Origin of the sequence: Methylorubrum suomiense (assembly GCF_022179765.1) — a bacterium.
Lineage (GTDB): Bacteria > Pseudomonadota > Alphaproteobacteria > Rhizobiales > Beijerinckiaceae > Methylobacterium > Methylobacterium suomiense.
Genome location: NZ_BPRE01000003.1, coordinates 278198 through 290715 on the forward strand (window position 1 = coordinate 278198; position 12518 = coordinate 290715).

Genomic DNA, 12518 nt, shown 5'->3' on the forward strand with positions numbered 1-12518 from the left:
CCGCCCTCCCAGGGAATGGGAGTGCGAATCTGCTCAGAACACCGGATCGATCGTGACTTTGCTGATCTTGACAAGTCGGGCGTCAAGACGCTCGCCGAGTCCCACTTGGCGGCCCGACGACGCGATCGGGTCTAGGACTTTTACGATTCGCTGGTTTAACGGAGCGTGCACGCTGTGCTTCCGTCCGTTGATGCGCCGTGGGACGCCTCCCCGCTTTCCTAAGAGAAAGATCAGTGCGCCGGCCGTGGCCGTGGCGCCGGGCGGCATAGACTTTCGTCCACCGATCGGCCACGGTGCCGATCGTGCCGAAACCGCAGGAATTCGAGACCTTTAACCGATGCGGACTTGCCGAATGATCCCGGGTGTCTGGTCCCGGGCGGCGGCCTGACCGATCGCGAGGCCCCGTGCCGAACCCCGCTTCCGCTTCCGCTGCCCCCGCCTCTGCCGAAATGTCCCCGAGCCAGGCGCCCGCCCCCGAGGCTTCGCCCGCGATCCGGAACGCGCCGTTCTGGGCCGGCTGGTCGACGCGCACGCGCCTGATCCTCACCGTGCTGGCCATCGATGGGCTGGCGGCCCTGTTCTCCTGCGGCCTCATCGTCCTCAACGCCCGCCATGCCGTGCAGGTGGAGATGGAGGCGAGCCTCGCCACGGTGGAGCCCCTCGTGGCCGACACCATCCGCTCCCTGCGCAGCCCCAGTCCCGACAGCGTGCTCCACGCCCTCGACCTGCGCTTCCAGTCCCTGCGGCACGTCCGTGTCACGGTCCTCGATGCCGCGGGGGAGCGGGTCGTGTTCAGTCCGGCGGACCGGGAGCGGGACGTGCACGACGTGCCCGAATGGTTCGTCTGGCTGATCGCCCCGACCCCGCGCCAGCACGATCTGCCGATCCAGGTCCGGGGTGAGCGCATCGGCACCGCCGCGATCACCACCGAGCCCCTCGACGAGATCGAGGAAGTGTGGGGCTATGCCCTCTCGCTGGCTCTGGCGAGCCTCGTCCTCAACCTCGCGGTTCTGGCCGCTTTGATCGTGGCGCTGGGGCGCATCCTGCGGCCCCTCGACCAGCTCGCCGCCGGCCTCACCCGGCTGGAGCGCCACGATTACACCGCGCATATCGACCCGCCGGCCTCGCGGGAGCTCGCCGTCATCGCCGGCCGCTTCAACCGCGTCGCCGGGGCGCTCGCCGAGGCGCGGGCTGCCAATGGCCGCCTCAACCGCCAACTTCTGACCGCGCAGGACGACGAGCGCCGCCGCACGGCGCTCGAACTCCACGACGAGTTCGGCCCCTGCCTGTTCGCCCTCGAGGCCAACGCGGCCTCCGTCGCCCGCCTCGCCGCCGGCGAGGGAGCGGTCGATCGCGGGCGCCTGAGCCAGCGCGCCGCCGATATCGGCAGCATCGTCTCGCAGGTCCAGACCCTGAACCGCGACCTGCTCAACCGCCTGCGCCCGCACGCCCTGGGCGAGGTGCCGCTCGCCGATTGCCTCAACCTGCTCCTGCGCGACTTCGCGCGACGCCATCCGGGCACCGCCTTCGAGGGGCAGTTCGAGGGGCTGGCGCGGAGCTACGGCGACATCGTCGATCTCACCGTGTTCCGCTGCATCCAGGAAAGCACGACCAACGCCGTGCGCCACGGCGCCGCCGCGCGGGTGCGGGCCGAGGCGGGTGAAGTCGCGGAGGCAGAGGGCGGGCGCGCCCTGCAGATCCGCATTCGCGACGACGGCAGCGGCATCGCCCCCGGCCACCGCATCGGCCTCGGCCTGTCGGGCATGCGCGAGCGGGTGGAGGCCCTGGGCGGACGCTTCGCCCTTGACAACGGCGCACCGGGCACGGTTGTCCGGATCGCCATACCGATCGACCCCGAGCACGATGGCGAGGCCGAGGCCCCGCTCGTGCCGCAGGAAAAGTGATGCGCCGGACATGAACGCGCAGGCCATGATCGCGACTTCACCCAAGGGCGCTGCCCCGCGAGGGATGCCCGGCCGGGGCGCCGCGGGGACGGGCGAGGCGGCCGACGGCGCCGTCCTCGTCATCGACGATCATCCGATCGTGCTCCAAGGCTGCCGCCGGGTGCTGGAGGATGCCGGCATCGAGACCGTGGCGGAGGCCACCGGCGTGGTCGCGGGCTACCGCGCCTTCCACCGCCTGCGCCCGCAGGTCGTGATCTGCGACCTGACCTTCCAGGGCTCCGGCCTTGCCGGACTCGCCCTGATCCGGCGCATGCGCGCGGTCGAGCCCGAGACCCGGGTTCTCGTCTTCTCGATGCACAACGATCCGGTCATCGTCTCCCGCGCCCTGGAGGCCGGGGCGCTCGGCTACGTCCTCAAGGACCATGCCTCGAACGAGCTGTTCCAGGCCTTCGAGCGGGTGCGTGTCGGCGAGGTCTTCCTCGACCGGCGCCTCGCCACCGAAGTGGCGATGCTGCGCGCCGATCCGCGCCGGACCCCGGAGACGCAGCTCACCCCACGCGAGCAGCAGATCCTCGCCCGCCTCGCCCAGGGGAAATCCTACGGCGCCATCGCGGCCGATCTCTCGGTCTCCTACAAGACCGTCACCAATGCCTGCTCGCAGATGCGCCAGAAGCTGCGGGTGCGAACCCTGGCCGAGCTGATCCACGTGGCGGTGACGCAGGCGCAGCGGCAAGGGTGATCAGAAGGGTGATCAGACAAGGGTGATCGAGCGGATGGCGGAACGGATGGCGCGCTTCTCGGACGAGGCCTGGGCGCGGAACCTCGCGGCCTACGAAGCCATCCGGACCATGCCGTTCAACGCCGAACTCGCGACGGGCCGCCTGAGCCCGGACCGGTTCCGCCGCTACATCGTGCAGGACGCGCATTACCTGATCGGCTTCGGCCGGGCGCTCGCCCTCGCCGCCGCCAAGGCGCCCGATCCCGACCGGATCGTCCAGTTCGCCCGCGGCGCCGAGACCGCCATCGTGGTCGAGCGGGCGCTGCATGGCGGCTTCTTCGAAACCTACGGCATCGACGCGGCGACCTTTGCCGCCACGCCCCTGTCGCCGGCCTGTGATCACTACGTGTCGTGGCTTCTCGCCAGCGCCTATGCCGAGCCCTACGAGGTCGTCCTCGGCGCCCTCCTGCCCTGCTTCTGGATCTACGCCGAGGTCGGCCGCGATATCTTCGCGCGCGCCACGCCCGACAATCCGTACCGCGCCTGGATCGACACCTATGCCGGCGAGGATTTCGCCCAGGCCGTCGCCGCGATGATCGCGGCCACCGATGCGGCGGCGGAGGGCGCGTCCCCCGCCCTGCGCGAGCGGATGCACCGGGCCTATGCCCGGGCGAGCCAGCTCGAATACCTGTTCTGGGACGGGGCCTACCGGGATGTCGCCTGGCCCGTCTGACGCCGTGTCCGATCCTCCGGCCCCCGGTCTCGACCGGCGCGCCCTCGTGGCGGCGGCGCTCGGTGCCGCCATCGCCCTGCCGCAGCGGGCCGCCGCCCTCGATGCCGCCCCGGCCGAGCCGACCGGGGGCCCGAAATCCGGGCCTATCGCGATCCTGCTCTATCCCGGCATGACCGCCCTCGACGTGGTCGGGCCCCAGAATCTCCTCGCCGGTCTCGGCCCAATCCAACTGGTCGCCGCCCGCGCCGGCCCGGTCGCGAGCGACACCGGCCTCGCGATCACGGCGACCCACGATTTCGAGAGCTGCGCCCGCGACCTCGACGTCCTGCTCGTGCCCGGCGGCGACGGCACGCCGGTGCAGATGAACGATGCGCCCACCCTCGCCTTCCTGGCGGATCGGGCCGCGCGCGCGGCCTGGGTGACGAGCGTCTGCACCGGCTCGCTGATCCTCGGCGCGGCCGGCCTGCTGCGGGGCTACCGCGCCACCTCGCATTGGTGCGTGCGCGAGGCCGTCCTGCCGCTGCTCGGTGCCGTGCCGGTCGACGGGCGGGTCGTGTTCGACCGCAACCGCGTCACCGCCGCGGGCGTCTCCGCCGGGCTCGACTTCGCCCTGGCGCTGGCCGCCCGCCTGCGCGGCGAGGCTTACGCGAAGACCGCGCAGCTCGTGGCGGAATACGCGCCGCAGCCGCCGTTCCAGGCCGGCAGCCCGGCCGCCGCCGGACCCGAGACGACGGCGGCGGCGGAGGCGATCCTGGCCGAACTCACGGCCGGGGCGCGGAGAGCGGCCTCGGAACGCTGAGAGGGGATTCGCCCGTCTCGTGCCGACGGTGCTGCTCAGGCCGGTCGCGCGCGCCCGATCTCATCGGCTGGGCCGGTGCAGGGAATCCGCGAAGGTCGGCGGCGGGGGCGCGTGGCGGGAGGCCAACCGGTCGAGGAGGACGTGGGGCACGGTGAGCGCGGAGAGCATCTGCAGGGTCAGGGTCAGAAGCGTCGCCGTCGGATCGGCCGAGCCGGAGGCGTAGAGCGGCCACAGGGCCGCGCCGAGCCCGAGGGTCAGGCCGAAGATCGGCAGGGCGGCGAGGACGGCCCGCCCCATCGTGTCGATGCCGGGCGCCCGCACCGGGTCGCGGACCAGGGCGCGCATGTGGCGGGGACCGTGGAGCGTGACGAAGTAGAGGGCGAAGGCCGTGAGCGGCGGCAGCAGCCAGAAGGCCGCGGCGAGGCCCGCCAGTTCGGCCAGCATCGCCCGTCGCGGCGGATGGGCCGCGAGCCGGAACGGCACCACGATCGCGGCAAGGGTGAGCCAGAGCCAGGCGGCGGCCGTCCACCAGGCGGGCAGCTGCGCCATCGGAACCCGCGTGACGACCGCGAAAATGTCGGCGGTCGCCTCGGGATGCAGCAAGGCCGGCAGGGCGATCGGCAATCCGCCGCGCAGGAAGGCCTCCACGGGCCGGCCCGGACCGGCATCCTCCTCGCCGAAATGCAGGACCGACAGCGCGAGGAAGCCGGCCAGGGTGGGAAGCGGCGTGACCTGCCACGCCAGGAGAATCAGCGCGGAGAGGCCGAGATACGGCAGGGCGAAAACGCCGAACCAGAGCCGTCCGTAGCGGGGGCGCAGGAGCGGCGCCGCCACGGCGCCGTCGAGGGCCCCGTGCGGCACCCCCAGCACGATCACCGCGCCGAGCGCCGCGAGCCAGGACGCCTCGCGCGGGAGGAGCGCCGAGGCGATCAGCCCGCACGCGACCAGGGCCGCGCCCAGCTGCGCAAGCCCCAGCCCCGCGATGCGGAGAGGGCGGCCCGCCCGAACGGACCCCGTGCCGAGCGGCGCGAAGGGGCGAGCCGCGCCTCCCATCACGCTGCCCGGCGCAGCGGCGCGGCGGGGCTGCGGGTCTCGGCCAGGTCGCGATCGACGGCGCGGGTCGTCTGGACCGTCGCCATAAGGCCGTAGACCACCTTGGCGGTGAGATCGAGCACGGCGATCACGGCCAGGGCCAGGGCCGGCGAGAGCAGGCCGAGGCCGTCCTGTCCGACGAGCAGCACCGCCGGATAGGCGCACCAGACCACGGTGAGGAACACGGCGTTGCGCAGGAAGGCCGCGCGCACGTCGTCGCGCTCCGCCGCGTTCTCCTCGCGCAGCTGCACGAAGATCCCGTAGAACACCGCCAGGAACGCGCCGCAGGAGATGGCGAACCACGTCCACTTCACCCAGGCGACCTGCGACAGGCCGAAGGCCAAGGCCGTCACGATCATGATCAGATCGGAGCCGATCAGGCCCCAGACGATGGCCGGGCGGCGCATGCCCGAATGCATGGCGGTGCGGGAGAGGCCCAGCAGCAGCAGCGGCGTGGTGAAGGTCCAATCGATGTAGCGGGCGAAGTAGAACTGGCGCGTCGCCTCCGCCGCGTCGGGCCCGGCCGGGAGGACGAGGCTACCCTGGCCGGTGGCCATGGCGAAGTAGGAGCAGGCGGCGATGATCGGCACGATTCCGTGGATGATCGTGTCCGCCTCCTCGGCCTGGGTTCGCCTCTTGCCCAGGAACAGGATGGCGGCGGCTCCTGCGGCCATGCCGGCAAAGCCGAGCCAGAGCCAGAATTGAGGCGTCATCGATATCTCTTCGCGATCGTGGGATGAAATGCGCACCCGGAACGTGGTGCCGCGCACGGGCAATCATGGCCGGCACGGGATGTTTCTAGGACTTCGGTCACAGTCGCGTGAGAACCGTGCCCTCCCGCGAGCCGCGATGGGGCGACCTCGTCGAGCTCGCCCGTCGGCCTAACGGACCGGGCGGCCTGCGCCGTTCAGGCCGCGAGAACGTCGGACGGGGGCTCGCGGCCCGCCTTCCCAAGCAATCGCCGGGGCGCAGCGGCCGGGATCGTCGGTTCGAAGCGTCGTCATGGCCGCCTGAGACCGCGAAATCCGATCGCGAACCGACGGCGTCGCTACGGATACGGAGTCGCATCCGAGACGCCGGCCGTGCATCGGCACCGGCCCGGCCCTTGCACGTCAAACGAGCCTCAGCCCGTTGCGCGAGCGGGATTTTCGGGATTGATCTAGAGTTTAAGAAATCCAAATCGGACCGGGGCGGTGTCCCGTCCCAGGGGAGTGACGGACCGACATGGCGGCAGGTTTGGCGAGCGACCTTTTCCGGATCAAGACGCTGGAGCGCCTGCGATCCGACGCGGAGGACGGCGAGAACAAGCTGGAGCGCCATCTCGGACCCTGGAGCCTGATCGGGCTCGGGATCGGCGCGGTGATCGGGGCCGGATTGTTCTCCCTCACCGGCATCGCCGCGGCGGAGCATGCAGGGCCGGCGGTCGTCATCTCCTTCGCCATCGCGGCGATCGGCTGCGCCTTTGCCGGCATGTGCTACTCGGAACTCGCCGGCATGATCCCGGTGGCGGGTTCGGCCTATACCTACGCCTACGCCACGATGGGCGAGTTCATCGCCTGGATCATCGGCTGGGACCTCGTGCTCGAATACGCGGTTGGCGCCGCCACCGTCTCGGTGAGCTGGTCGCGCTACGTCACGCGCTTCCTGCACGACACGCTGGGGATCACCCTACCGGGCACCTTGGTCCACTCGCCGTTCGAGACCTACCAGCTCGCCGACGGCACCATGGCCCACGGCCTCGTCAACCTCCCGGCGATCTTCATCATCGTCGCCGCCTCGGCGCTGCTGATGATCGGCATCCGGGAATCGGCCCGCGTCAACGGCGTCGTGGTGCTGGTGAAGATCGTCGTCGTCCTCACCGTGATCGGGGTGGGCCTGTTCTACGTCAAAGCCCAGAATTACGACCCCTTCCTCCCCGCCAATACCGGCAATTTCGGCGAGTATGGCTGGAGCGGCGTGATGCGCGCGGCGGGCGTGGTGTTCTTCGCCTATGTCGGGTTCGACGCGGTCTCGACCGCGGCGCAGGAGGCCAAGAATCCTCAGCGCAACATGATGATCGGCATCCTCGGCTCGCTGTTCATCTGCACGATCCTCTACATCGCCTTCGCGGGCGTGCTGACCGGCCTCGTCCATTACGATGCCATGAAGGGCGACGCCGCCCCGGTGAACACGGCCATCGCCCAGACGCCGTTCCCCTGGCTCAAGGGCCTCGTCACCTTCGGCGTGATCTGCGGCTTCTCGACCGTGATCCTCGTGCTGCTGCTCGGCCAGAGCCGGGTGTTCTACACCATGAGCCAGGACCGGCTGCTGCCGGGCTTCTTCTCGGCGATCCACCCCACCTGGAAGACGCCCTACCGCTCGAACCTGTTCTTCATGGTGTTCACCAGCGCGCTGGGCGGCTTCCTGCCGATCTCCCAGCTCGGCCACATGACGAGCATCGGCACGCTGCTCGCCTTCATTCTCGTCTGCATCGGCGTCGTCATCCTGCGCCGGACCCAGCCCGACGCGCCCCGCGCCTACCGCACGCCGCTGGTGCCGCTGGTGCCGATCCTCGGCGTGCTCTCCTGCGCCGCGATGATGGTCTCCCTCGACGGCGAGACCTGGCTGCGCCTGATCATCTGGCTCGCCATCGGGCTCATCATCTACTTCGCCTGGAGCCGCCGCCACAGCCGCATCGGCCGCGAGGAGGGCGCGGGCGCGACCACGGCGCTGTAGGCCCCGGAGCGCGTTTCCCGACCTGCGCAGGCTTCCGAACCCGTGCCGGGCTCGGGAGCCCGGCCATCCGGCGTGTCATCGCGACCGTTGGCTGGGCCGCGTCCTCCGGGGGCCGTTGCCGCCGCGAAGGGTGCGAGGGCGCGCCGTGATCGGGGCGGCGTCATTCGCGCCGCAGGATCTTATCCGTCACGAAGCGCGCTGCCGACCACGTCTTCCGGCTCTCCGTGATCGTCTTGGGGTCGTACTCGGATGCGACCCAATCCTCGAAGGAGATCGGGTGGGTCTGGCTATGGGTCATGTACGACTTGATGACGTCGTGAAGGATGCCGGTCTTCGCGGAGCGAATGTGACCATACTTCCACGACAGCTGCCGGATGGCGTCCGAGGCGGGGGCGTTCTCGCGAAACAGCAGAAACAGGGCGGCCACCAGACCGGCCCGATCCGCCCCCGATTTGCAGTGGATCAGGGCCGGGTACTCGATCGCCTCGAAGATCCGCTTGAGTTCGAGAATTTCCGATCGTTCGGGGGCCTCTCGGGAGCGGATGCGGATCTCGTGAAGCGCGATGCCGAGATCCGCGCAGGTTTCCTTCTCCAAGGGCCATGAGCCGTACTCCCTCTGCCCGCGCAGGCAGACGACGCTTCTCACTCCCTTCCGGTGAAACCCCCTCAGCTGGTTCGGTGTCGGTTGCGCCGACCGCCAAAGATTGCCGCCGCCCACGGAATGAGCGTTCAGGTAGAACACCCGGAAGATGCCGTGATCGACGAACAGCATGTTGATCCACGCCCCGAGCCGGTCGCTCCACCCGTGCAGGGGCCGGTCCCACCGCGCGATGCGCGACAATCGCCGTTCGTTGCGGCGCCTGAGCTTCTGTTCGCTTTTCTTGTCCATGGTGGGAGCGTTCGACTGAGCTTTCGATCGTGAGCGCGGAAGCCGCGCCGGTTCGCAGGGCGCTGTGCCGGCGCCTCAGCGGACGGGCAGGTCTTTCTTCGCCTTGCCGGAGGAGGAGATGATGATCAGCCGGTAGGTGCGCAGCATCGCGATCGTCGCGGCGACGATGAACCCGTACGCGCCGCCGGTGAAATGTCTCTTGAGCAAATAATACTTGAAGAACACGGTGAACGGCTCCACCGCGATCCTTGGAATGGTGGACGGGTGAGATTTATTGATTTCCTTGGATTGAAGTTTGTAATATTTGACGTTCTTATCGATAAGGTGGCGGATCGATAGGATGGACTGGTGGAAGATCGGTCCACTGATGAAGCCCATGTTCTTCCGGTCGAGTTTGACCTCGTCGAAGACGGCGCTGTCCGGAAAACGACAGAAGTTCTTGTTGTAAAGTCTGATATAGAGATGATAATCGGCAAGCAGTCTCGGCTTGTTCGCGCCAGGGTAGACCTGCTTGATTTTGAACTGATAACCGTAGATTTCGTCGTCGGGCTTGTTCCGAAACAGGTTTTGAATCTGGGCTCGGGTCTTGTCGGTCAGCCACTCGTCGGCATCGAGATTCAAGATCCAGTCGTGAGCGGTCAGATCCTCCGCGAATCTCTTCTGTTGGCCGTATCCGACCCAGGCGTTGTGAAAACACTTGGCGCCGAAGCTCCTGCAGATCTCGATCGTTCTGTCGGAGCTTCCTGAATCGACGACGATGATCTCGTCGACGAGATCTCGAACGCTGTTCAGGCAACGGGCGATCCTGTCTTCCTCATTGTACGTGATGATTGTACAGGATATCTTGCGTTGCATGTGGCGTCAGAGGTCCGGGATCTTGCCGTTCGATGGGTCTGTGCGCCGGGCGACAGCATGCAGCGGGTGAGTATTGAGGCGTGGGGCTAAGGATAGCACACCTTGGCCGCCTTGCACCCGACGATCCCTGGGGGCATTAACCGGTCGGCCCGCCACACTTTCCGGATCTTCCGATCGTAGGCAGCCCGACGCCCGAGCCTGATCTCGGCATTCCGGACGATGCGCCGGATCCCGGTCCTGCCGCGACCCATCCGTCGAAGGAGGTCGCCTCCTCCCCGGCGTCGGAGCCCGGCGGCTCAGGCCCGCCGCGCCAGGGCCAGCATCGGCGGCTCGGCCAAGCTCACCAGCGGACGGCCCACCTCGACCGACTGGCGCTCGCGGGCGATGAAGGCGGTCGGCATCTCCTGCTGCATCTCCGCCTCGACCTTGCGCAGCTGCGCGTCGGAATGACAGGGATGGAGGTGGATGATGGCGAGCGCCTTGGCGCGAGCGGCCTTGGCCAGTTCCACACCCTTCTGCCAGGTCGAGTGGCCCCAGCCGCAGCAGCGCGAATACTCGCTCTCGGTGAACATGCCGTCGTAGACGATCAGGTCGGCGTCCTCGACGAAGCGGCAGAGCGTCGGGTCGGGCCAGTTGGCGCCGTGCTCGATGTCGCTGATCACGCAGAGCCGCTTGCCCGCATGGTCGAACCGGAAACCGGTCGAGCCCTGGGGATGGTCGAGCAGGATCGTGTCGACCCGGGAGCCGTCGGCGAAGGTGAGCGTCTCGCCCGCACGGAAGCCGTGATGGCGGAAGGTGCAGGGCAGAATGTCGAGGGTGACGGGAAAGAGCGGGGGCGAGAACAGCCGGTCGAGGGCGGCGGCGGCGCTCTCGCCGTCGAGATTCCCGCACCACGTGTGGATCGTGCGCGCCGCGTCGAGCACGGCGGGCTTGAAGAAGGGCAGGCCGGCGCTGTGGTCGAGGTGAAGATGGCTGAACAGGAGATCGATCTCCCGCGGCAGGTCGTCGAGGCTCTGGCGCCCGAAGGCGCCGAGCCCGGAGCCCGCATCGATGACGAACAGGCGCTCGCCGCATCGGACTTCGAGACAGGGGGTATTGCCGCCGAACTCGGCCGTTTCCGGGCCGCTCACCGGCGTCGAGCCGCGTACGCCCCAGAAACGCAGTGTCAGGGCGTCGTCCTTGGCTGGACTCGTCAGGGTCATGGATCGGTACCGTTGCCCGGGCGGTTCCCGAGCCTTCCACAGTGACAGCGCCGCCGCACGCATCCGCTTGACGATCCGCGGCGGTCCTTCGGCCCTACGATAGGGCGGAGTGTACCGCGCTGAGATGGGTGGCGGCCATGCGGGTGCGTGTGCGAGCCCGCACACGTCGTTTTGACCTGTGTGAAACTCGCGCACCGACGCGAGAGGGTCTGTGCCGAGCTTTGAGTAGGTTTTTGCGGCACAAAATCGAGAAATGCGTCCCGGTTTTGCAAGCAAGGACGATGGCTTAACGCTGAGCCATCCGCTCGACCATGGGTTGCGGTTCGGCGAGAACGGGCGGCCCGATTTCCCCGTCGAGCGAGGCCCGCAGGAGCGTCGGCAGGGTCTCCTGATAGCGCATCGCGTAGGCGGCGAGGCGGGCCGTCCCACCCGCGTAGGGCGGCCGTTCGGCGATCCGGCGCGGGAAGAACGGCGTGCCCGGCCCGATCACCGCGGCCCACAGCGTCTCCGGCATGATGGCGGGCGGCGCGGGCTTCCGTCGGGCGGCGATCAGCACGACCTCCTGGCCGGCATAGGCCAGGGCCTCCGGGCGGCTGATGTCGCCCACCGGAAACCCCTGGCTGATGCGGTGGGCCCAGAAGGCGTGCTGGCCGCCGTCGGAATAGGTGGTGCGTACGGCGGCGGCCCCCTCCTCCGCGAGGGCGGCGATGCGCGCCGTCTCGTCCCGGTGCAGCGCCTGGGCGGCGGCCTCCTTGTCCGGGTCCTTCGACGGGGCGAAGGCGTAGCGCCCGTTGGCGACGCCGACGACCGGCTCCTCCCCGGTCGCCTCGAAGCGGTCGGAGCCTTCCTTGAGCTGGCGCCAGAAGCCGATATTCGGGTCGGTGCGGTGGCGGGCCATGTTGGCGGCCGTCATCCGGAACGGGAAGGCCTGGAATTGGAAGGCGCCCTGCCCCCCGGCGAAGGCCTCGCGGGCGACCGCGAACAATTCGCCCGCCACCTGATCGGTCATGGCAAAGCAGCCCATCGACGAGCAGATGCCGTGCACCATGATCGCCGAACCGGTGGCGCCGTGCGCCCGGTCGTAGGCATTGGGATAGCCGATGTCGAAGGAGAGATAGTAGCGCGAGTTCGGGTTCATCTGGCTTTTGGCCACGGTGTAGAACCCCTCCGGCACCTGCCGGTCGCCGTTTCGGGTCTTCGGCCCGAGCTGCCCCGACCAGCGGCAGATCGGGTAGGTCTTGATCGGGACGTAGCGCCCGGCGCCGTTGCGCTTCCACAGCTCGATCTCGGATTCGCGCTTGTAGGCCCGCAGCAGGATCGGCGCCGACGCGCTCGTGCCCTTGGCCGCCATCAGCGCCAGGGTCGCGGGCGGAATCGGCTGGCTCGCCTTGTCGGCCCGGGCGGGCGCCGCGAGCGCGAGCAGGGCCAGGAGGGTCGCCGTCAGCAGGCGCAGGAGAGGGCGCGTCGGGCGTCGTGCGGCGTCGGGGAAGAGCATGCACCGTCTCGATCGAGACCGGCGGGGAAAGGCCGGCGTCGCCCGCGGCGACGCGGCCCGAGTCCTGTTCGAGGTTTGAGGCGGATTTGCGGGGGCGGCTCGTCCCGTCCACGTCC

At 69.1% G+C, this 12518-nt stretch carries 11 protein-coding genes; 5 read left to right on the forward strand and 6 right to left on the reverse strand.

Features of this window, described 5'->3' with window-relative positions; genetic code table 11:
* Positions 1–449: 449 nt before the first annotated feature.
* The 4 genes from MFF26_RS06735 to MFF26_RS06750 all read left to right on the forward strand — a co-directional run bounded on the left by MFF26_RS06735 (position 450) and on the right by MFF26_RS06750 (position 4154).
* On the forward strand, positions 450–1904 hold the full coding sequence (locus MFF26_RS06735) for an ATP-binding protein (RefSeq protein WP_137831501.1): 1455 nt from the start codon (positions 450–452) through the stop codon (positions 1902–1904).
* Positions 1905–1968: 64 nt separating this feature from the next.
* On the forward strand, positions 1969–2643 hold the full coding sequence (locus MFF26_RS06740; RefSeq protein WP_137831511.1) for a response regulator: 675 nt from the start codon (positions 1969–1971) through the stop codon (positions 2641–2643).
* Between the two features lie 34 nt (positions 2644–2677).
* The gene (locus MFF26_RS06745) at positions 2678–3355 is read left to right on the forward strand and encodes a TenA family protein (RefSeq protein WP_137831502.1); all 678 of its coding nucleotides are present in this window, start codon (positions 2678–2680) and stop codon (positions 3353–3355) included.
* Positions 3356–3359: 4 nt separating this feature from the next.
* On the forward strand, positions 3360–4154 hold the full coding sequence (locus MFF26_RS06750) for a DJ-1/PfpI family protein (protein ID WP_281405183.1): 795 nt from the start codon (positions 3360–3362) through the stop codon (positions 4152–4154).
* Positions 4155–4214: 60 nt separating this feature from the next.
* Here the strand turns inward: MFF26_RS06750 and MFF26_RS06755 are convergent, their stop codons facing one another.
* Positions 4215–5207, reverse strand: a complete 993-nt coding sequence (locus MFF26_RS06755) for a Brp/Blh family beta-carotene 15,15'-dioxygenase (RefSeq protein WP_137831503.1) — start codon at positions 5205–5207, stop codon at positions 4215–4217.
* Positions 5207–5959, reverse strand: coding sequence for a bacteriorhodopsin (locus MFF26_RS06760; RefSeq protein ID WP_137831504.1), 753 nt, complete (start codon positions 5957–5959; stop codon positions 5207–5209). The genes MFF26_RS06755 and MFF26_RS06760 overlap by 1 nt, the downstream gene beginning before the upstream one ends.
* Positions 5960–6470: 511 nt before the next feature.
* Between MFF26_RS06760 and MFF26_RS06765 the strand changes: the two genes are divergently transcribed.
* Positions 6471–7961: an amino acid permease gene (locus MFF26_RS06765; RefSeq protein ID WP_238307778.1), complete on the forward strand. Its 1491-nt coding sequence runs from the start codon at positions 6471–6473 to the stop codon at positions 7959–7961.
* A gap of 160 nt (positions 7962–8121) precedes the next feature.
* Here the strand turns inward: MFF26_RS06765 and MFF26_RS06770 are convergent, their stop codons facing one another.
* The 4 genes from MFF26_RS06770 to MFF26_RS06785 all read right to left on the reverse strand — a co-directional run bounded on the left by MFF26_RS06770 (position 8122) and on the right by MFF26_RS06785 (position 12402).
* Positions 8122–8850: a fused DSP-PTPase phosphatase/NAD kinase-like protein gene (locus MFF26_RS06770; RefSeq protein ID WP_238307779.1), complete on the reverse strand. Its 729-nt coding sequence runs from the start codon at positions 8848–8850 to the stop codon at positions 8122–8124.
* A 75-nt stretch (positions 8851–8925) separates the two neighbouring features.
* Positions 8926–9705 carry a glycosyltransferase family 2 protein gene (locus MFF26_RS06775; protein WP_238307780.1) on the reverse strand — a complete coding sequence of 260 codons (780 nt, stop codon included), beginning with the start codon at positions 9703–9705 and terminating at the stop codon, positions 8926–8928.
* 296 nt (positions 9706–10001) lie between these two features.
* Positions 10002–10907 (reverse strand): MBL fold metallo-hydrolase, encoded by a 906-nt coding sequence (locus MFF26_RS06780; protein ID WP_238307781.1) that lies wholly within the window; start codon positions 10905–10907, stop codon positions 10002–10004.
* A gap of 286 nt (positions 10908–11193) precedes the next feature.
* Complete coding sequence (locus MFF26_RS06785) at positions 11194–12402, reverse strand: L,D-transpeptidase family protein (protein ID WP_238307782.1); 1209 nt, start codon at positions 12400–12402, stop codon at positions 11194–11196.
* Positions 12403–12518: the final 116 nt, after the last annotated feature.